Raw genomic sequence first — 20,710 nt, forward strand, 5'->3', positions numbered from 1 at the left:
CAATCAATTTTATTGCTTCAACTTTAAATTCTGCGGTGTAAGTCTTCTGTTTCTTGCTCATGGTAAACTCCTGATGAGTGTCTATAGTTTACCAAGTTAAAACCTCCTGTTTTCTCAGCACACATCACACCAAAGGAATGTCCATAACCAAATGTGCGGTACTGCAATAAACCTTCTTCATAGAAAATTTCATTTAACTCTTTAGCAATATCACTGCAACGTGCACCTGGGCGAATGAGTTTTAAGCCAGCTTCATGCACCTTGACATTCGCCTCCCAAATTCGTAATGAAGCATCATCACAGTGATCAAAGAACTGTGTACGCTCTAAAGCTGTATAATAGCCAGCAATCATAGAAAAGCAGTTTAAACTTAAAATATCACCTTTTCGGACTTGGCGGGTTGTAACAGGATTATGTGCACCATCCGTATTAATGCCTGATTGAAACCAAGTCCACGTATCCATGAGTTCAGAGTTTGGAAAACGTTTGGCAATTTCACGTACCATGGATTGAGTAGAGGCTAAAGCCACTTCATGCTCTGGCACACCTTCACGAATTGCTGCAGTCACTGCAAAACCACCAATATCACATACTGCAGCACCTTGGGTGATATGTGCAATTTCTTCAGCAGATTTAATCATGCGTAGCTTCATGCATGCGGCACTAATATCCACAAACTGCACATTCGGTAAAACTGCTTTTAACTTGTTTAAACGTTCTAAAGGTAAATGATCAAACTCAATTCCTACACGGCCTTTATTTGGAATTTCTTGTGTAACCGCTTTAAAATAGTTATCACGCTGCCAGTCAGTATAAACTACGTTATAGTCGCCAATCGTACGACGCCAAGGTTGCCCAGCATCAATATTTGCTGAAATTGTCACCACTTTTTCTGGGCTAACCACCAGACCGTAGAAGCGCCCAAATGAACAATAAATAAAGTCTGCATAATAGTTAATGTTATGGATTGAACTAAATAGAATATGATCAATTTCTAGCTCTTCCATTAGTTGGCGTAACTTGCTCTGTCTATTTTGATACTCAGATAATGAAAATGTTGCAGAAACTTTTTCACCATTTTCAATGGTTAATAATGATGGTAGTTGTGAAGCAACAAAATTATTTACTAAAGTATTCATATATTTTCCTAGATCAATGTAATGTAATCAATGAGCTAAGCTTATGCAGAATATGAATAGGGATTTTTGCTAAAAGCGTCAAAAAGTTGTCAAAAACCGACAAGACTAAAAAACACTAATGAGCAAAATCCAGAATGTTACGTTCAAATTTGGGGGAATAGTTAAAAAAAGCTTTATAGGCTTTAGTAAAACTAGATACATTACAAAAACCACATGCCAAAGCAATATTTGAAATGTTTAACGTAGACTGTTTAAGTAGATTCTGTGCATAGGTGAGTCTTAGTTTTAAATAATATTCTTTTGGAGCCAATTGTAGATTCATTTTAAACAAGCGCTCTAAAGTACGCGGTTGAATTTTTACATGCTGTGCAATTTCAGCAATAGTTAAAGGCTCATTAATATTATTTTCCATTAAGCGCAATACTTCTTGAATCTGAAAATCAAGTTTTTTCTTATGTTCAGCAATAGGTTGATGTTGAATTTCATTGCTCTCACGCACTTGATGAACAATAAATTGCTCACAGATTCTTTTAGCAATATTTGGATAGTGTATTTCAACAAGTGCCAAGCCTAAATCAATCGCTGCAAGCCCACCAGAACAGGTAAAACGGTTCGCATCAATGGTAAAAATATGTGGGGTAAACTGTACTAATGGAAACTCTTCTTGTGCCGCTAAGGTATTTTCCCAATGAAGGCTAGCACGAAAGCCATTTAGTAGATTGGCTTTCGCTAATACATAAGCGCCTGTACATAAACCACCTAAAGCAATTTTTTGTTGATCCAACCTATATAAAAAATTCTTTAAGCGTACTGTCATATTTTTATAAAGTTGAAAACCACCACAAATAAAAACTATATCCATGTTCAGTAAATGTGACCAAACACAGGTATGTTGTATTTGAAGACCATTGCTTGCGCAGCTATGATGACCATCTAAACCCGTTACATTCCATTGGTATAAATTGTCTTCTGTAACATAATTAGCCATACGCAAGACTTCAACCATGTTTGAGAAAGCAATCATTGAAAAGTTATCGAGTAATAAAAAACCAATACGCTTAGAGTTTTGTAACATAAATTTAATGTTCTTCACTTTTTTCAATATTTTTATAAAGCAATTTTGAGACCACAATTTTGATTTTTTCAGATTTAAAAGTCACTTTTGTCTTTATTTCCATGAGGCTTTGTTGCATAAAGCCTTTGATAGCAGAGTGAACCGTACTGGGTTTGTAGGAGACTTTTTATTTAAGTTGGGCCACCTGAACTAACGGGTTAATTTTATCATAATACTTTGTTTCAAAATCAAAAGGCGATACATAACCAATGCACTGTGTACACGCTTTTTATTGAACCAATCTACCCAATTTAATATCGCAAGTTGTACATCTGCTTTTCAATAGTCAATCACCTCAGTTTTGTATAAGCCATTCACCGTTTCAGCCAAAGCATTATCATAGGAATCACCAGTTGTACCGACTGATGCTCCTAAATTTGCTGCCTCTAACAGGAAAACGAATAGAAAGATATTGCACACCTCTATTTAAATCATGAATTACATTCTTTGGCATACATCGGTCACGTAATACTTGCTCCAGTGCATCAAGCACCATATCTCTATTCATCCGTGTTGATACTTTCCATCCAACAATTGCGCGTGAGAACACATCAATAATAAGGGCGGTATAGACCTAGCCTGAATTTGTTTGAATATAGCTGAAGTCTGCGACCTGACATACAAAAAGCACTGCTTCGCAAGGGTCAGGATGATCAGCACTAAAATTACGGTTCACCAAGCCAACTGCCCGTTTTTGGTCATCTCGTACAAAGCCTTTTCGATTTATAAAAAAATATTGTTCTTTTTTATACTATAGGGTACTATAGTATTAACACTAGCAAATAAGGAGGTCTGATGCCTAATCAGGTTGAAGACAAAAAAAAGATTCTTCTACGCGTCAGAAAGATCAAAGGTCAGACGCAAGCGATTGAAAAAGCGTTAGAAGACAATGTGGAATGTGGTGCAATTCTGCAACAAATATGCTCTGTGCGCGGTGCTATTAATGGTTTAATGAATGAAATGTTGGAGGTTCATTTAAAGGACACTTTAGTATCAGGTGAAACCACAGAACAACAACGAAAAGAAGAATTGGCTGAAATCGCCAAGATTTTAAAATCATATTTAAAATAGATCTGTATAAGGAATTATTCCATGAAGTCACGTGCTGCTGTTGCGTTTGGTCCTGGTCAACCTCTTCAAATTGTTGAAGTTGATGTTGCACCACCGAAGAAAGGTGAAGTATTAATCAAGATCTCCCATACCGGTGTGTGTCATACAGACGCATTTACTTTATCTGGCGATGATCCTGAAGGTGTTTTTCCCGCTATTCTCGGGCATGAAGGTGCTGGTGTTGTAGTTGAGGTTGGTGAAGGCGTGACTAGCGTCAAACCAGGTGATCATGTAATTCCACTTTACACTGCTGAATGTGGCGAGTGCGTATTCTGTAAATCTGGAAAATCGAACTTGTGTATTTCCGTTCGCGAAACTCAAGGTAGAGGCGTAATGCCAGATGGTACCACTCGTTTTTCCTACAACGGTCAACCGATTTACCACTATATGGGCTGCTCAACGTTCAGTGAATACACTGTAGTGGCAGAAGTATCATTGGCTAAAATCAATCCTGAAGCCAATCACGAACATGTCTGCTTACTGGGTTGTGGGGTAACAACGGGTATCGGTGCAGTACATAACACGGCTAAAGTACAAGAAGGTGATAGTGTTGCGGTCTTTGGTTTAGGTGGTATTGGTTTGGCAGTCGTACAAGCCGCACGTCAAGCTAAAGCAGGGCGTATTATTGTGGTTGACATGAATCCAGATAAATTTGCGCTGGCAAAAGAGTTTGGTGCAACGGACTTCTTGAACCCTAAAGATTACGATAAACCAATCCAGCAAGTAATTGTCGAAATGACTGGCTGGGGTGTAGATCATTCATTTGAATGTATTGGTAACGTGAATGTGATGCGTGCAGCCCTTGAAAGTGCACACCGTGGCTGGGGACAATCCGTAATTATTGGTGTAGCTGGCGCAGGTCAGGAAATCTCTACCCGTCCATTCCAACTGGTTACTGGTCGTAAATGGCTAGGTTCTGCCTTTGGTGGTGTAAAAGGTCGTACGCAACTTCCAGGAATGGTTGAAGATGCCATGAAAGGTAAAATTCAATTAGAACCATTTGTGACACATACGATGGGCTTGGATCAGATCAATGAAGCCTTTGATCTAATGCATGAAGGTAAGTCAATTCGTACTGTAATTCATTACGAATAATTGCGTCAGACCTTATACTTTTCCATGCATGTGCATCATGAATGACATGCATGGAATCCTCTAAAACGGCACATCATCTGTAAAACAGATCTATCTGTGTAGGCATCGTGTATAGGTTCAATAAACCTGCCTACATTTTAAATCTTTATCACTATTCTCTGTGGAGAATGTAAGACTCTTTGTTTACTTGATTTCTCATGAAGTCTTGCTCAACATAGGTAATTGATTATGGAAATAATTGAGAAGCATGCTTCTTTTGGTGGATCGCAAGAAGTGTATCGCCATCAGTCAATAGCATTAAACTGTTCAATGAAATTCTCAATATATCTGCCACCTCATGACAAAGATGAGCGGTTGCCAGTGTTATATTGGTTATCAGGATTGACTTGCAACGAACAGAACTTTATTACTAAAGCCGGAGCACAAAAGTATGCGGCTGAACATAAAGTCATTATTGTTGCACCAGATACCAGCCCACGTGGAGAGGATGTACCAGATCATGCAGATTATGATTTAGGCCAAGGCGCAGGATTCTATGTGAATGCAACACAAGCACCCTGGTCGCAGCATTTCAAAATGTATGATTATATTGTGGAAGAGCTCAGAAATCTGATTGACCTGAATTTTCCGACCAATCAAGTCCAAAGTATTATGGGTCATAGCATGGGTGGTCATGGTGCATTAGTAATTGGATTAAAAAATCCTGAGCTGTATAAAAGTATTTCTGCTTTTGCACCAATTGTTGCACCTAGCCAAGTACCTTGGGGGAAAAAGGCTTTTACACACTACCTAGGTGAAACCGAAACTTTATGGAAAAGCTATGATGCGATTGAATTAATCAAAAACGCTGAAGTTCATTTACCTATTTTAGTCGATCAAGGAACAGCTGATGATTTTCTTGAAGAACAGTTAAGGCCTAAGCTTCTTAGTGATATTTGTTTGGAACAAGAATATCCTCTTACACTTAACCTAAGAGAAGGGTATGACCATAGCTATTACTTCATTGCGAGCTTTATAGAGAAACATATAGAGTTTCACAGCAAATTCCTAGCTAAATAACTTTCATAGATATGAGGATGTACAATATTGTTCTTGAATGCTTCTTGAGCAATATAATTTCCAGATGAAGAGGTCAGCTTATAAAGCTAAGGTAGAGTCAATTGATCCTTATATAAATAAGATTGAATTTAATCATCTCATATCTTGATTTTTTGATTCAAATGTTAATGATATTAACTTGAATAAATTCATAGCATTATGTCGAAATAAAAACCTAAATTTTGGCTCAGCTATGGGAATTTTTTCTAACTTTTATACAACAAAACTTTCTGACATGCATACATTAGCAATGTCAGAATCAGTTTGAATTCTAATCAATTATGGAGTTTTAGTCATGCTTAAAACAGCTTTATATGTCCGTCTTGAAGCTAAACCGGGTAAAGAAGACGAAGTGGAAGCTTTTCTTAAAGCCGGTTTACCTATTGTAATGGAAGAACCTGCGACAGTTGCGTGGTTTGGCCTACGTCTTGGACCTACAACATTTGGTATTTTTGATGCATTTCCTGATGAGGCGGGTCGCCAAGCGCATTTATCTGGCAAGGTTGCAGCTGCGTTGATGGCTCAGGCCGAAGAGCTATTTTCAGAGCCACCGTCTATTGAAAAAGTAGATGTTTTGGCGAGTAAACTACCAGCTTAAACCGATGCTTAAATGTATGAGGGTGCTGTCTGAAATTTTGAATGTAAGGCAGCACTTCAACCCTATGATGTTTGTCAGAGGCTTTCTATTCAAGTTGGGCTACTTTATTTAATGGCTTAATCTCATCATTTACAAGGGTCAATATCCAAAACAGGGTAAATAAACAAATGCAACTATTTACACGCTTTATATTGAACCAATCTATCTAATTTACTGTCGCATTTGTACATCTGCTAAACCGTGCCAATCTGCTTTTAAAATATTTAATCATTGCTATTTTGTATGAGCCATTCACTGCTTTAGCCAATGCGTTCACGACCATGTCAGTAGTCATGCGTGTTGATACCTTCCATTCAACAATCGCTCGTGAAAATACATCAATAATAAAAGTGGTATAGAACAAGCCTGAATGTGTTTAACCATCACTAAGGTCGGCAAGCTGAAATAATTTTTATAAAAATAGACGACTGGTCTATTTTTGTGTATAGTTAGCACATAGTGCAGTCAAAAGCCGCAGTGTTGTCCAATTTTTTTAAAGTTTATTTGATGAATAACGGTGGTTTTTCAAATCAATTAGCTGATCATCCTAGGATAAAAATATGTTGAATTTTAACTTTTATAATCCGACTCGCATTATTTTTGGTGGCGATACAATAGCTAAAATCAATGACTATGTGCCTACAGAAGCAAAAGTATTAATGTTGTTTGGTGGTGAAAGTGCACGTAAGAATGGTACTTTAGCTGAGGTGCGTGAAGCATTAGGTGCAAGAGAAATTCATGAATTTGGCGGAATTGAGCCGAATCCGAGTTATGAAACCCTCATGAAAGCTGTAGAGCTGATTCGAGAACAAAAGATAGATTTCTTGATGGCTGTCGGTGGCGGATCGGTAATTGATGGTACTAAATTTATTGCAGCAGCAGTCAATTATACAGGGGATACATGGGAGATTTTAGAAACCCATGGTACTAAAATTACTCAAGCTTTGCCTTTTGCGAGTGTACTCACCCTTCCGGCAACTGGTTCAGAAATGAATAGCGGTGGGGTAGTAACCAGAAAATCGACCCAAGCCAAATTGTCATTTAACAGCCCCTATGTTTTTCCGCAATTTTCCGTACTGGATCCGAATAAAACTTTTAGCTTGCCGACGCGCCAATTAGCAAATGGCGTGGTCGATGCATTTGTTCATGTCATGGAACAGTACTTAACTTACCCTGTCAATGCACAAGTACAAGATCGTTTTGCCGAAGGTCTATTGCAAACTCTGATTGAGATTGGACCGAAAATCTTGGAAGATTCAGCAGATTATGACACGCGTGCGAATTTGATGTGGGCTGCTAGCATGGCACTGAATGGGCTAATTGGAGCTGGTGTACCACAAGATTGGTCAACTCATTTGATTGGGCATGAGCTCACGGCTTTACATGGTATTGATCATGCTCGTACCTTGGCCATTGTGTTGCCGGCCAATCTACAAGTGCGTCGTCAAGAGAAGCGAGAAAAATTACTACAGTATGCAGCTCGAGTCTGGCAGATTGTCGAAGGTGATGAAGAACAACGTATTGATACTGCTATTGCTCGTACTCGAGCCTTCTTTGAGCAACTTGGATTGCCGACTCGTCTTAGCGATTATGGACTGGGGGAGACAGATATTGAGATCATCATTACGCAACTTAAATCACACAATCTTACACAGCTAGGCGAACATAAAACTGTTTCATTAGAGATCAGTCGCCAAATTCTCGAGACGAGTATCTAAATAAGCGTATCTGTCATGGTCACGTTACACGACAAGTGATCATGCAACAATGCTCCTCAATCCTGAAAAATATCGGAGAAATAACATGAAAATTTTAATCGTTTTAACCTCACATGATCAACTTGGCAATACTGGTAAGAAAACAGGTTTCTGGCTAGAAGAACTTGCTGCACCGTATTACACCTTTATTGACTCTGGTGCTGAAGTTACGCTGGCGTCGCCTCAAGGTGGGCAGCCACCACTAGATCCGAAAAGTAATTTGGCCGATGCGCAAACTGAAACCACTCATCGTTTTGAAGCTGATCCAACTGCAATGCAAGCATTGGCACAGACGCATAAACTTAGCGAAATTTCTGTAGCTGATTATGATGCAGTGTTTTATCCAGGCGGGCATGGCCCATTGTGGGATTTAGCAGAAGATCCGATTTCAATTTCTGTGATTGAACAGGCGATTCAGTCTGGCAAACCTGTTGCAGCAGTGTGTCATGCCCCGGGTGTTTTTCGACATGTGAAAGCGAGTAATGGAGCGCCTTTAGTTAGCGGTAAATTAGTGACTGGTTTCACCAATACTGAGGAGGCCGCTGTAGGTTTGACTGAAATTGTACCATTTTTAGTCGAAGACATGCTTAAAGAAAACGGTGGTCATTATTCTAAAGTGGATGATTGGCAAGTATATGTTCAAGTAGATGGCTTGCTGGTTACTGGACAAAATCCAGCATCTTCTGCTGCAACCGCTACAGCATTACTTCAATTGTTGAAATAAAGAGTAGCTAGTCTCTGTTGTGGTGCTTAGCAGTGAATAAACTTCTGACTCTGAGCAACTGGCGCAATAAGCAAAATAACCCTCACTTAATGGTGAAGGGCCTGAGTGAATAGCTTTCCTTCCTTTATTTTTCTATATACAGGAAGGAAGGTTATTTTTTTTAATTTAGATCAATTAAGCCATGATGACTTGGATTCAATGAAATGAAAGACAGCAAACTTTTTCAAAACTTAAGCTTAGGCCCTTATGTTTTGCAAAACCGTATTGTATTGCCACCATTAACGCGGTCGCGTAGTACTCAGCCAGGGAATATTCCAAATGAACTGATGGCAACCTATTATCAACAGCGTGCCGGGGCAGGATTTATGGTGACCGAAGGTACGCAAATCGAGCCACGTGGTCAAGGCTATGCTTGGACTCCCGGTATTTACAGCCCTGAACAGATTGCTGGATGGCGTAAAGTGACGGAAGCAGTGCATGCTAAAGGAGGCATTATTTTTGCACAACTTTGGCATGTTGGGCGTGTTTCACATACATCTTTGCAACCCGATCACGCATCACCGGTCGCGCCCTCGGCTATTAGGGCTGATAGTAATGTTAAAGTCTTTATTGAAACCGGGCCCAATGCAGGGGCCTTGGCTGATCCTTCAATGCCACGTGCTTTAAGCAATGCAGAAGTTAAAGAATTAGTGCAACTCTATGCTCAAGCAGCGCGTAATGCATTGGCTGCTGGTTTTGATGGGGTTGAAATTCATTGTGCAAATGGTTATTTGGTAAATCAATTTATCTCTGCACATAGTAACCACCGTGAAGATGAATATGGTGGATCACTAAACAATCGTTTGCGTTTTTTACGTGAAGTAGTACAGGCAGTTGCTGAGGTGGTTGGTGCAGATCGTTTAGGAGTGCGTTTTGCCCCGCTATTTGAAAGTACAGAGGAAGATCGTGTTTATATGGGGTTGGTTGAAGATGATCCACATGTGACTTATATTGAAGCCATAAAAATACTTGAAGAAGTTGGGATTGCCTATTTATCGATTGCAGAAGCTGATTGGGATCATGCACCAGAACTTCCTCATAATTTTCGTAAAGATGTCAGAGACACTTTCAGTGGTCGGATTATTTATGCAGGTCGATATACGGCAGAAAGAGGGACTCGAATTTTAAAGGCAGGGCTGGCCGATTTAATTGCATTTGGACGCCCATTTATTGCGAATCCAGATTTACCCGATCGCATCGCCAATGGCTGGCCATTGAATGCAGTAGATGCAAGCACTATGTATGGTGGGACGGAAAAAGGCTATATTGATTATCCAGCTTACGCAGATTAATATTGACTAAGTGAGTTATTTTGCCAACCTTTGTGGTTGGCAAAATAAGGACTTAGGATTGCTGTTGCCAGCATAAATTCTTATTAAAACAAATTCTTAAAAATTTTTAGCTGTGTAATGAGCCAACCTGCCAGTGGGAAAGAAATCAGTTGCGTTACTGGCACTAATACTATGACTTCAATCAACACCATCATCGGGAAACTTTGATGCTGAGTAATTGGCTTTAATAAAGTGAGTACCAGTAATAGTGTGGGATATAAGCCTAAATATCCGACTAAAATACGAGTCATGAGGGCTTTAGGAGAAGAATTCATTGTGCGCTATACTCATGGATTGTAAATTAATCTAATAGCAACACATTAATAACTAATCATTGGGCTGCTGTCATTAATTATGTAATTGATATTTAATCTAAATTTTATCAATCTTCACTTTTTAATAGAAATTTAGTTGCTCTCAGAGCTTGATGTAATGGTGTTTTATCTTTTTGCAACTTACTCAGTAATGCTGCACCTAACCACATTTGGTAAAGTACTTGTGCCAACGTCGAGGCCTCAGTATTTGCTTGAATAGACTGATCCTGTTTTCCCAAATCAATTAAACCAGCAATACGTTGGATTACATCATCCACGCCAGCGGACATAATGGAACGCATATCTTCAGATAGATCGGCAACTTCTGCGGCAAGTTTCACAATTAAACAGCTATTCGCCCAACCACAGTGTGTTTCAGGATCTTCTATCCATAAATTAAAATACTCAATCAGCTTTTGATAAGGGGATTTATCGCTACGCCATACATCATTTAAACGGACTTGGTAATTATCCACATAATGCTGTACCAATTCACATCCGAAAGCTTCCTTGGATTGGAAATAATGATAAAACGAGCCTTTGGGGATCTCACAGCTCTGTAAAATTTCCTGTAATCCTACGCCAGTAAAACCTTTATGCAAAATCAGGTCTGAACTGGTGTTAAGAATGTGTAAGCGCTTCGCTTCAGACTTTTTAATAGGAGTAGGCTTCATATTAATTATTTACTCTATTGTAAAAAAAATAGACCAGTCGTATTGTTTTTTATTATAACTCATCTACAATGGATGTAAAGAAATTTTAATCATAATTTTTGATTATGAAGAGAAATACTTTTAAATAAAACATGGAGTTATATGTGTGAAAACAGTTATTAATCAACGCATCGTTTTAGCTAAACGGCCAGTGGGTGAGCCAAAACACAGCGATTTTCGTATTGAGCAAGTTGAGCTCAATGAACTTAAACAAGGCGAGATATTGTTAAAAACCATTTACTTGTCACTCGATCCTTATATGCGTGGTCGCATGAGTGATGCTCCCTCATATGCAGCACCGGTTGAAATTGGCGAAGTGATGGTCGGTGGAACAGTCAGTCAAGTGATGGCCTCTAAAAACCCAAAATTCAAAGAAGGCGAGTGGGTTCTTTCTGGAAATGGTTGGCAGGGCTACGCAATTTCTGATGGGACTGCATGTCAAAGCTTAGGTATGCAACCCGAACATCCATCTTGGGCATTGGGTATTTTGGGGATGCCTGGCTTTACTGCTTATATGGGGTTGTTGGACATTGGTCAGCCTAAAGCCGGTGAAACTTTAGTCGTTGCAGCTGCAACGGGACCTGTTGGTGCTACAGTTGGACAAATTGGCAAACTTAAAGGTTGTCGCGTGGTTGGCGTCGCAGGTGGGGCTGAAAAATGCCATTATGCAGTACAAGAACTCGGCTTCGATGCTTGTATCAATTATCATGATGAAAATTTTGCAGAACAATTACAACAAGCAGTTCCCAACGGTATTGATATTTATTATGAGAATGTAGGGGGTAAAGTGTTTGATGCGGTATGGCCATTGCTTAACTCTGCGGCACGTGTACCGGTGTGTGGTGTGGTTTCGCAGTATAACGCTACCGAGCAAGCACAAGGGCCAGACCGTTTACCTGGCTTTATTTCCACTCTTTTAAGAAAGCGTATTCGCATGCAAGGCTTTATTATTTTTGATGATTATGGCAATCAGTATCCGGAATTCAATCAGCAAATGTCTGAATGGTTGAAAGACAGAAAAATCAAATATAAAGAGCATATGGTGCAAGGTTTAGATAACACGATCAATGCTTTCAATGGTATGTTAAAAGGCAAAAACTTTGGCAAAGTGGTTGTAAAAATTTAAAAAAATAGGAATATTATGATTACACTACATCATTTAGATCAATCACGTTCTTTTCGCATTTTGTGGTTACTTGAAGAAATCAAGCAGCCCTATGAGCTGAAAAGCTATTATCGTGACTCAAGCACGCATTTGGCCCCTGAATCTTTAAAAAACATCCATCCTTTAGGGAAATCTCCAGTATTGGAATGGGATGGCAAAGTTATTGCAGAGTCAGGCGCAATCGTTGAGTTATTAATTCAGAAACTTGCGCCGCATTTAGCACCAGATATGGATGAACCTACCTATGTCGATTATCTACAGTGGATTCATTTCTCAGAAAGCTCTGCCATGCTGCCATTTTTATTAAAAACGTTTAATGCGATTGAAACCAAGCAGGGTACGAAGTTGGTATTTCTAGAAAATTATACTCAAGTTGAGTTCGATAAAGTATTCGGCCATTTAAATGAATATTTAAAAGATAAAGAATTTCTAGTGGCAGACCGTTTAACCGGTGCTGACTTTATGATGGGCTTTGGACTACATGCTTTAGTTTATCATATGGGACAAGGTGAAAATTATCCCCATATCCAACGTTATGTAGCAGGTTTAAGCCAACTACCTAGCTGGCAAGCCGCAGTACAAATTGAACAAAATGGTGTGAAAAGTCAAAAATAGCAAGATTGATTTTTTAAAGGCAATTTAGAAAAAGAATCGTGATTGTCAAGTACATCTAGTTATAAAATAAGCTGACACTTATTTAAATTAAACGCCTAATGAATTTCATCGGGCGTTCTCTATTTTAAAGATAAGGAATTACCATTATTTAAGACAAGTTTCGCCTATTCTTCCCATCAAATTCCTATCAAAAGAGTTTGAATATCACGACGGTTACGTTGAAAGATATAATCAACTTCTGAAAGAAAGAAACGTGACTAACGCACAGCAAGATTAAATTATTCCTCGGGGTATTAAACAAGTAAACTACATCATTTTACTAACATAAACGCATATACGTAAAAATCACGCCCCGTTTAACTGGCAATAGTTTTTGAACCCTTGTATAAAAGTTTAAACGAATCTAGCAAGTCTTTATTTAATGTTAATACTCATCCAGTATTGAGGTTTTTTATCTTTTCTTGCCTGTGATCTAGGTTGTAATACTCTAATTTCATACTCACCTGAAGCAGGTAAAATATAAATACCATTATCATCAAGCTTTGGAGAATATTCTCCAAGATTGATGGAGTCTTTTAATTGATTACCCCATAAGTAAGTTTCAACATTTCCTCCAGTCAACCTCACTTTTAACTTTTGCCCTTTTTTAGCATAAAATTTGTAGGAATCATACTTGTATCCATCTATCCTTCCGTAATAATTTGCAGAGTAAGCTTTTTTAGCAAACTTAACTACAACAGTCTTTCGTATATCATTGTTATCATTTGCAAGTGCGGCAGGGCTAAGCATAGTTAAAGTTAGGGTCATAAAAGCACCAGCTAGTAATTTCGTATTCGCTATTTTCATAAGGTTACCTTAATTCTTGTATCGCCCCTGACATAGTAACATAAGTAATAAGTAACCATGAATCATGGAACAGAACTGTGAATAGTCATAACATAGAGTTGCACTTCAAATGTTAATTTAAGACTTGCGAAATCAATGGTTAATTAATTGGTCACTAAGGAATAGCCAATCTATATATAAACTTTATTTAACAAATACTTATAAAAATATATGATGCGTATCATACGCATCATATATAAAGCGTTCTATTTTGATATAATTGATCCAATCAACCCCTTATTAGGTTTCATTTAAATTCCATGAGTCTTACTGATATTAAAGTTCGCCAAGCTCATTGCAAGGAAAAAACCTGTTTTTTATCCGATGAAGATGGGCTTAGCCTGAAGATTGAGCCGAGTGGAAGAAAATCTTGGTGCTATCGCTATACAGATCCACAAACTAAAAAACGTCGACGCATTCAGTTAGGTCTTTATCCTGATTTATCGCTGAAAAAGGCACGACAAGTCAGAGATGACTTTAAAGACAATAATTTCTGTTTTGAACATGATACTGCCTCTAATCTTATCACCTTTGGTAAGGTCGGGGAGGAGTGGTTACAGTTCAAACTGAAGAATGCCTTCAACGATCTACCCCGCTGTGGTGTACTACAGTTAGCAGAAAGATGCTTACAGCAAGATATTTATCCAGACCTTCAGGATTTACCTTTTCAAAACATCAAGCGCTATGACCTGGTTTCAGTAATCAAAAAAATAGAGGGACGCCAAGTAAAAGAACCTGTCAAAAAAGCTTGTAGTTATTTGAACCAAATTTATGACTACGCTGTAGCGATGGGTTATTGTGAGTTCAACATCGCTCATGGTTTAAATAAAATCACCATTAACAGCAAAATCAAGAAAAATTATCCGTATTTGAAAGCGGAGGAAATATCTGATTTTAAGAATAAATTACAAAAATTGGATGCCCATCCCATTATTAAAAAAGCACTGATGTTCAAATTACATACTGGCGTGAGAGGGGCCGAATTGTTATTGGCTGAGCCTCATCATTTTGATTTAAATGAAAAAATCTGGAAAATACCTGCCTTGCATATTAAACAGTTTCGACGAAAAGTCATATTAGGCCATGAGATTCCAGATTTTTTAGTTCCACTTTCAAATCAGGCTTTAGAGATTTTGAAAGACGTCATGCAGTGGTCATACGGTGAAAAATACCTTTTTGCTAGCCCTCGCAAACACAATCAACCGATTCATTTTAATACTCTAAATATGGCCATACGTAAGATGGGGTATGGCAAACATCAACTATCTTCTCATGGATTACGTTCTACTTTTAGTACCATTTTGAATGACTCAGGTTTGTTCCAAGATAATTGGATTGAGGCACAACTTTCACATATTGATAAGAACCGTACCCGTGCCAGCTATAATCACGCTGACTATTTAGCTCAACGGACTGAAATGATGCAGTGGTGGGGTGATTATTTAAGTACTAGTAAGTGAAAATCGTACTTTTATACATAAACTTAAAACATGATGGGGTGTCAAATGGATAGTAAACAATATACTTACCGTGTTAAATGGTCAGCTGAAGATAATGGGTATGTTGGGTTGTGTGCTGAGTTTCCATCATTGTCTTAGCATGATGCGGATCAGTCTAAAGCATTCTCAGGAATAGAGGAGCTCGTTGCTGATGTTGTCGCTGATATGATTAGCAATAATGAAAAAGTTCCTACACCACTCTCCGGAAAAATATAGTAGGCAATTTATTGTCCTTGTTCTCAGTGGTTCAACAAAAACTAGCCCTCGAAGCTGCAGAACGTAGTGTGGGCATGAATCGTTTAGTATCAGTAAAAAGAGCTATGTAATTTTAGTCTTTACTAAGGTCTAGTAGGAGTGAGTGATAAAGCAGGAACAAGAATTTATGCTTCATATACTCTGTAAATCGTATGAATTTGAATTAATAGGTATTTTAAAAGAAAGTTTTCTTTGATTTAGTGTTTTTATATAAAAAAAATAATTTTTAAAAATAACTTAGGCTAATTGATAAACACTATCTGGAAAGATTAAAAGAAAATATTTTTTAATTTCTGCTAATTCATTTAAGGCAGGTTCTCTTTCTAGCAGTTGAAATGTCCAAATAAGTACAGCCTGATGATTATCATAGCAAGTATTTACTCCAAGAAAATTAGCCAATCCATAACTTCTATTGATGTTCATTTCTTTAATTAATTGATTTCCTAAGTCACGAGCTTGCTGGCTGATTAATAACTCATTTGGTAACACGGCGGTCATCTCCACAAAAAAATCTAATGCAGGTTCAATCCTTATATTTAAAAAGTTATAATTTAATTGAAATGGATAAAATATACTTTCTATAAGTTGTAATAACCTGCTGTAGGTTAATTTTAGCAAAGTATTACTCAGGCAACAACTTCAAATAACCCACAGCAAGTTATTTTTTGTAAATTAATTTAAATATGATTACTTGTAAGTTATCTAGCCTCATGGGCGATAGAAAAATTTTAAAATTAAGTGAAGTGGTGCATGCAACAGGTATCAATCGCAACACGCTCACAAGTATGTATTATGACCGTGCTGTACGTATTGAATTACCAGTCGCCGATAAGTTGTGTAAGTACTTTAACTGTACGATGAATGATTTGTTTGAGTTTAAGGAAGAAGTTGAAGAAAAAGATTAACTTAATACTTCGTTTGATAAGTTTTTCGAAGAAAAAGACTAGCCAATACTTAGTTTGATAAGTTTTTCTCTGCAGATCTAATATTGAATTTTATAAAATATCATTACAAACAGATACTAATTTCATTACTTCTAAAATGAAATCAATCGAATGGTAGAGTTTTTTTGCTATTTGCATTTTAAGGTGGGATTTTGAGGCCTTGTTGCGCAAACCTACCGATAAGGTCTTATACAGCAATAGCCTACACCTAAATTTATCGTACACCGAATTGGTCATCCTACAATCATGCTTTGATCAATCATGGTAATTTTACAATTTGGTTTGATACTAAGATTCAATGATATTCGCAGTCACAAGGAAAACATGGTCGAAATCAAACTTATTCTGACATAGCCATTCAGTGCTATCTCATGATTAAATCCTTATTTCGTCTTTCTGTATGCATGGTGACTGGCTTTGTCCAAAGCTTGATTAAACTTTGCGGATTAGATTGGACAGCTCTGGATTATTCAACCATTCGCAGAAGACAAAAGCATATTGATATTCAAATTAGCTATGAAAAGAGTTGCAATGGACTGCATCTACTCGTTGATTCCACGGATTTGAAGTTCTTAGGTGAAGGTGAATGGAAACGTAAAAAGCATTAGCCGAAATATCGTCGCCAATGGCGTAAACTTCATATTGGTATAGATACTAAAACCCTGCTAGGTAGAACACTATGGAAAAAATGGTCAGGCTATCATCGCCGAAGTTTGGTCGAAACAAAGATGCACTGCATCAAATTATTAGGCGATAAATTAATGGCAAGAAGCTTTCCTAGTCAGATGAGTGAAATTCATGCTCGCGTAGCAGTCCTCAACAGATTTATGGAATTAGGCCGACCTAATACCCGAGTTGTAACTTAAATTTGAGTTGCTTAGGAAAACTCAATCTTTAAAGGCTTTTTCAGCGATATAATTTTCAAATGAAGAAGCCTACACACAAAATCTACCGCACAACCAATTGGCCCGCATATAACCGAGCACTCATTAATCGCGGAAATATTGCCCTTTGGTTTGATCCTGCTACGCAATGGTATGCTCCATCAAAAGGCAAACAAGGGCGAAATCAAACCTACTCCGACGCAGCCATCCAATGCTGCTTAATGATTAAATCCTTATTCCGTCTATCTTTACGTATGGTCACTGGCTTTGTGCAAAGTCTGATTAAACTTTGCGGATTAAATTGGACCGCACCAGATTACAGTACGCTTTGTAGAAGACAAAAGCATATTGATATTGCAATCAGCTACCAAAAAAGTAGCGATGGGCTGCATCTACTCGTAGACTCTACAGGGATGAAGTTTCTAGGTGAGGGCGAATGGAAACGCAAGAAACATGGAGCTGAATATCGTCGCCAATGGCGTAAACTACATATTGGTATAGATGCCAAAACCCTACAAATACGCGCTATTCAGCTCACAACCAATAATGTCTGTGATTCACAGGTGCTTGGTGATTTACTTAATCAGATTCCACAAGATGAGCAGATTGACTCTGTTTATACCGATGGAGCTTATGACACCAAGCAATGCCGTCAGGTCATTGCAGATCGGCAAGCACATGCGGTGATTCCACCTAGAAAAAATGCGAAACCATGGAAAGATACAAAGAGTAGCTCGCTAGAGCGAAATGAATTACTTCGAACAATTAAACGTTTAGGTAGGACACTATGGAAAAAATGGTCAGGCTATCATCGCCGAAGTTTGGTTGAGACTAAAATGCACTGCATCAAATTATTAAGAGATAAACTCAGTGCAAGGAGCTTTGATAGCCAAGTCAATGAGGTTCATGCACGTGTAGCAGTCCTCAACAGATTTACGGAATTAGGTCGACCACTTACCCAAGTTACGCCTTAAATTTGGCTCAATTAGGGGCGCTTTGCCTTTCAAATCTTTGTGCAACAAAGCCATTTGGAATATAAATAAGATTTAGTTAAAATTAACATTATTCATATAAATTAACATTATGTATTACATTTACTAATAATTTAAAATAATTAGTAGAAAAAAATTATGTTTTAATTATTTCTTTGATTATATAAGTTGAGAGTAAAAAATGATTAATACGGAATTTTCAAAGTGTATTTCTGCATGTACAAACTGTTCACTTATTTGTACTGAATGTGCAACTTCTTGTTTAAAAGAAAAAGATTTAGAGATGATGCGTGAATGTATTCAACGTTGTCTAGAATGTGCAGATATTTGTCAGTTATGTGTGCGTATGCAACAACATAACTCACCTTTCCTCAAAGAGATTTGTGAGCTTTGTGCTAAGATCTGTGAATATTGTGCGGAAGAGTGTGAAAAACATTCACATGATTATTGTAAAAAATGTGCTGAGGCTTGCCGTCAGTGTGCAGAAGAATGTCGAAAAATTGCCATGTAAAATACTTCAATAATGTTAATTATATGGCTCTAGACTAACATAATCATTCTACTAGTCTAGAGCCTTTCCTAAAATTAACATAATACACCTTATACGAAATTCTTATATTTTTTTCTTTATTTTTCAATGGTATAATACAATCTTTAAAGCCCCTTTTCTCCAATCGGGGCTTTTTTATGATTTATTACGTTCTCTAATCCCCCCATTTCTCTTAGGTCTCTTTTGTTAGCGCTGACTGGATATTGACGGTCATTTAATTCACAGCTTTAACCAAATCGAACTATATACATTTTCAAATTTCGTACTTGAGCGAAAGTAGGAAAGTGTTGCCTGGAGAGAATAAGAAATGGGTTCTACACGACTATTGACCAATATTATTCAGCGTAAAGTCATGTTGCCAGAAGAAATGTCACCTTCAATGCAGCGTGACAATTTTGAAGTGACACTGACTGATTTTGAAAAGCATCCAATCATCAAATGTTTATTTAAGGCGGATAACCAGCGTTCTACGGAATGTTGGAGCGTGCAAGAAATTGCAAACTTTATTGAGGATTGCACAGAAGATCAAAACATCAATTTATGCATTTTGTATTGGAAAGATATACACAGCAATATTTACATTATTGATGGAGCACATCGTCTTTCCTGTATCTATGCGTGGATCAATAGATATTTTGCGGATGAGCAAGTCCCTCAAGCACCTAATTTCAATGATCAACAAAAACAAGATATTCGTTACCTCCGCAATTATTTAGGAGATCTTGCTGATTTTCAAAAAATTTGTACTGATGCCGAATTTGCAGAAAAAAAAATCGAAATTAGGCGATATTAAAATCAGTTTCCGGCAGGTACTGGGGACTCCGGAAGATGCGCGACGGGTATTTCAATCTATTAACTCAGATACTAAACGTTTAGATAAATATGAGGAATATCACCTAAGAAATCGCGGTAGTGACGCGTATTATGCGATCTATGCCTGTTGTTATATCAATGACAATAAATCTAACCTAGAAGAGCTCCAATATACACGTTTAAATGAGTTGATTGAGTTAGGGGAGAGGATCCACCAGTTACTTTTTTCGACCATTTTATTAGACAATGAAATGAGTCATGGCAAAAAAATTGGCCTGGTCAATGAGCTGATGAATATCATTGCGGGTGATCAGATTCATAATATTATGAGTCTGAATCAGGGGGAGCGCGTTGAAAACCTAATGTCGCATCTGTTGACCATTCTTTGCAGAATAGCGACGCCTGTAAAAAATGCTGGGGTTCCGAGTTTGGGCTTACATCCATACTTATATTTTTATAAGGATCAGAGTTTTCAGATTACTTCTTTTCTTGCATGGTTTTCAATTGTGTATGAAATTCATGAAAGCCGCATGCAGATTCATCATCGAAAGATTAGTTTCAAGGACTTCACCCGGGTACGCCGTAGTATTGAGTTCTTGATCGCCAATTTCCCCGTGGCGACCACCGAAACGGTCGGCAAGTTCGGCAGTGGTATCAAGGGCTATGATCGGCTACAAATTGTCTATAAAGCCTTTATTTGCTTAAGCTTGGAAATGGAGGTTGATTTTGATGATGAGGAATGCCTGAATACCTTTATTCTGTCCATGTCTAAGGCCTTCAAGTACATAAACTTTAACGAGTTTTATGTCGAAAGATTTTTGGGTGGTTATGATGATGCAGTCGTCAAGCATGTGGTGGGATATGTGGAGTCGATTAGTCCAATTTCTCGGTCAAAGCCCAAGGCCTTTTCGGGGTCGTCTCAGGAAACGGAAAATATAGCACGCTAAGGATTTTCACTCCGACTTCTTTTAACGATATCCAACACGGTATTTTTGCTTAGATTGACCAGCCGACCGACTTGTCGATAAGAGTGTCCA

General features: G+C 37.9%; 18 protein-coding genes and 6 pseudogenes. 16 read left to right on the forward strand and 8 right to left on the reverse strand.

Annotation, left to right across the window (positions count from 1 at the left end; genetic code table 11):
* Positions 1 to 122: 122 nt before the first annotated feature.
* The 3 genes and pseudogenes from MSG93_RS18785 to MSG93_RS18795 all read right to left on the reverse strand — a co-directional run.
* A pseudogene (locus MSG93_RS18785) lies at positions 123 to 1,139 on the reverse strand (aminopeptidase P family protein); the annotation flags it as partial.
* Between the two features lie 115 nt (positions 1,140 to 1,254).
* The gene (locus MSG93_RS18790) at positions 1,255 to 2,214 is read right to left on the reverse strand and encodes a GlxA family transcriptional regulator (protein WP_000941154.1); all 960 of its coding nucleotides are present in this window, start codon (positions 2,212 to 2,214) and stop codon (positions 1,255 to 1,257) included.
* A 166-nt stretch (positions 2,215 to 2,380) separates the two neighbouring features.
* Positions 2,381 to 2,959 (reverse strand): annotated as a pseudogene (locus tag MSG93_RS18795) (DDE-type integrase/transposase/recombinase); the annotation flags it as partial.
* 89 nt (positions 2,960 to 3,048) lie between these two features.
* Here MSG93_RS18795 and MSG93_RS18800 point away from each other — a divergent pair.
* From MSG93_RS18800 to MSG93_RS18815, 4 genes are all read left to right on the forward strand, one after another.
* Entirely contained in the window at positions 3,049 to 3,324 is a 276-nt protein-coding gene (locus MSG93_RS18800; RefSeq protein ID WP_001133624.1) for a metal/formaldehyde-sensitive transcriptional repressor, read from the forward strand.
* A gap of 21 nt (positions 3,325 to 3,345) precedes the next feature.
* Positions 3,346 to 4,458, forward strand: a complete 1,113-nt coding sequence (locus MSG93_RS18805) for an S-(hydroxymethyl)glutathione dehydrogenase/class III alcohol dehydrogenase (RefSeq protein WP_000842149.1) — start codon at positions 3,346 to 3,348, stop codon at positions 4,456 to 4,458.
* A 228-nt stretch (positions 4,459 to 4,686) separates the two neighbouring features.
* Positions 4,687 to 5,517 (forward strand): S-formylglutathione hydrolase, encoded by an 831-nt coding sequence (fghA, locus tag MSG93_RS18810; protein ID WP_000402510.1) that lies wholly within the window; start codon positions 4,687 to 4,689, stop codon positions 5,515 to 5,517.
* A gap of 334 nt (positions 5,518 to 5,851) precedes the next feature.
* The gene (locus tag MSG93_RS18815) at positions 5,852 to 6,154 is read left to right on the forward strand and encodes a putative quinol monooxygenase (RefSeq protein ID WP_000920558.1); all 303 of its coding nucleotides are present in this window, start codon (positions 5,852 to 5,854) and stop codon (positions 6,152 to 6,154) included.
* Positions 6,155 to 6,239: 85 nt separating this feature from the next.
* On the opposite strand, the pseudogene MSG93_RS19300 reads toward MSG93_RS18815, so the two are convergent.
* Positions 6,240 to 6,569, reverse strand: a pseudogene (locus MSG93_RS19300) (IS3 family transposase); the annotation flags it as partial.
* Between the two features lie 184 nt (positions 6,570 to 6,753).
* Here MSG93_RS19300 and MSG93_RS18825 point away from each other — a divergent pair.
* From MSG93_RS18825 to MSG93_RS18835, 3 genes are all read left to right on the forward strand, one after another.
* On the forward strand, positions 6,754 to 7,911 hold the full coding sequence (locus tag MSG93_RS18825; RefSeq protein WP_000931663.1) for an iron-containing alcohol dehydrogenase: 1,158 nt from the start codon (positions 6,754 to 6,756) through the stop codon (positions 7,909 to 7,911).
* An 85-nt stretch (positions 7,912 to 7,996) separates the two neighbouring features.
* Positions 7,997 to 8,674, forward strand: a complete 678-nt coding sequence (locus tag MSG93_RS18830) for a type 1 glutamine amidotransferase domain-containing protein (protein WP_000697979.1) — start codon at positions 7,997 to 7,999, stop codon at positions 8,672 to 8,674.
* Between the two features lie 203 nt (positions 8,675 to 8,877).
* On the forward strand, positions 8,878 to 10,005 hold the full coding sequence (locus MSG93_RS18835) for an alkene reductase (RefSeq protein ID WP_000655283.1): 1,128 nt from the start codon (positions 8,878 to 8,880) through the stop codon (positions 10,003 to 10,005).
* A gap of 83 nt (positions 10,006 to 10,088) precedes the next feature.
* Here the strand turns inward: MSG93_RS18835 and MSG93_RS18840 are convergent, their stop codons facing one another.
* The gene (locus MSG93_RS18840; protein WP_001088959.1) at positions 10,089 to 10,319 is read right to left on the reverse strand and encodes a hypothetical protein; all 231 of its coding nucleotides are present in this window, start codon (positions 10,317 to 10,319) and stop codon (positions 10,089 to 10,091) included.
* 107 nt (positions 10,320 to 10,426) lie between these two features.
* The gene (locus tag MSG93_RS18845) at positions 10,427 to 11,032 is read right to left on the reverse strand and encodes a TetR/AcrR family transcriptional regulator (RefSeq protein WP_000805351.1); all 606 of its coding nucleotides are present in this window, start codon (positions 11,030 to 11,032) and stop codon (positions 10,427 to 10,429) included.
* 145 nt (positions 11,033 to 11,177) lie between these two features.
* On the opposite strand from MSG93_RS18845, the gene MSG93_RS18850 reads away from it, so the two are divergent.
* Both MSG93_RS18850 and MSG93_RS18855 read left to right on the forward strand, forming a co-directional pair.
* Positions 11,178 to 12,197: an NADP-dependent oxidoreductase gene (locus MSG93_RS18850; protein WP_000859510.1), complete on the forward strand. Its 1,020-nt coding sequence runs from the start codon at positions 11,178 to 11,180 to the stop codon at positions 12,195 to 12,197.
* Positions 12,198 to 12,212: 15 nt separating this feature from the next.
* Positions 12,213 to 12,851 (forward strand): glutathione S-transferase family protein, encoded by a 639-nt coding sequence (locus MSG93_RS18855; RefSeq protein ID WP_000631290.1) that lies wholly within the window; start codon positions 12,213 to 12,215, stop codon positions 12,849 to 12,851.
* Positions 12,852 to 13,265: 414 nt separating this feature from the next.
* Here MSG93_RS18855 and MSG93_RS18860 read toward each other — a convergent pair whose 3' ends face one another.
* Complete coding sequence (locus MSG93_RS18860) at positions 13,266 to 13,697, reverse strand: PPC domain-containing protein (protein ID WP_000684953.1); 432 nt, start codon at positions 13,695 to 13,697, stop codon at positions 13,266 to 13,268.
* Positions 13,698 to 13,996: 299 nt separating this feature from the next.
* Here MSG93_RS18860 and MSG93_RS18865 point away from each other — a divergent pair, with 299 nt between their 5' ends.
* Together MSG93_RS18865 and MSG93_RS18870 are read left to right on the forward strand one after the other, a co-directional pair.
* Entirely contained in the window at positions 13,997 to 15,196 is a 1,200-nt protein-coding gene (locus tag MSG93_RS18865) for a tyrosine-type recombinase/integrase (protein WP_000059636.1), read from the forward strand.
* A gap of 33 nt (positions 15,197 to 15,229) precedes the next feature.
* A pseudogene (locus tag MSG93_RS18870) lies at positions 15,230 to 15,451 on the forward strand (antitoxin HicB).
* Between the two features lie 276 nt (positions 15,452 to 15,727).
* Here MSG93_RS18870 and MSG93_RS18875 read toward each other — a convergent pair.
* Entirely contained in the window at positions 15,728 to 15,979 is a 252-nt protein-coding gene (locus tag MSG93_RS18875) for a hypothetical protein (RefSeq protein ID WP_000937271.1), read from the reverse strand.
* A 194-nt stretch (positions 15,980 to 16,173) separates the two neighbouring features.
* Between MSG93_RS18875 and MSG93_RS18880 the strand changes: the two genes are divergently transcribed.
* The 5 genes and pseudogenes from MSG93_RS18880 to MSG93_RS18900 form a co-directional block, all read left to right on the forward strand.
* The gene (locus tag MSG93_RS18880; RefSeq protein WP_004658364.1) at positions 16,174 to 16,395 is read left to right on the forward strand and encodes a helix-turn-helix domain-containing protein; all 222 of its coding nucleotides are present in this window, start codon (positions 16,174 to 16,176) and stop codon (positions 16,393 to 16,395) included.
* Between the two features lie 251 nt (positions 16,396 to 16,646).
* Positions 16,647 to 17,300 (forward strand): annotated as a pseudogene (locus tag MSG93_RS18885) (IS5 family transposase).
* A 59-nt stretch (positions 17,301 to 17,359) separates the two neighbouring features.
* Complete coding sequence (locus MSG93_RS18890) at positions 17,360 to 18,292, forward strand: IS5 family transposase (protein ID WP_000743262.1); 933 nt, start codon at positions 17,360 to 17,362, stop codon at positions 18,290 to 18,292.
* 199 nt (positions 18,293 to 18,491) lie between these two features.
* The gene (locus MSG93_RS18895) at positions 18,492 to 18,821 is read left to right on the forward strand and encodes a four-helix bundle copper-binding protein (protein ID WP_004827037.1); all 330 of its coding nucleotides are present in this window, start codon (positions 18,492 to 18,494) and stop codon (positions 18,819 to 18,821) included.
* 346 nt (positions 18,822 to 19,167) lie between these two features.
* Positions 19,168 to 20,584, forward strand: a pseudogene (locus tag MSG93_RS18900) (HNH endonuclease); the annotation flags it as partial.
* Between the last annotated feature and the right edge of the window lie 126 nt (positions 20,585 to 20,710).

This window comes from Acinetobacter sp. IK40 (genome assembly GCF_035615075.1).
Classification (GTDB): domain Bacteria; phylum Pseudomonadota; class Gammaproteobacteria; order Pseudomonadales; family Moraxellaceae; genus Acinetobacter; species Acinetobacter courvalinii.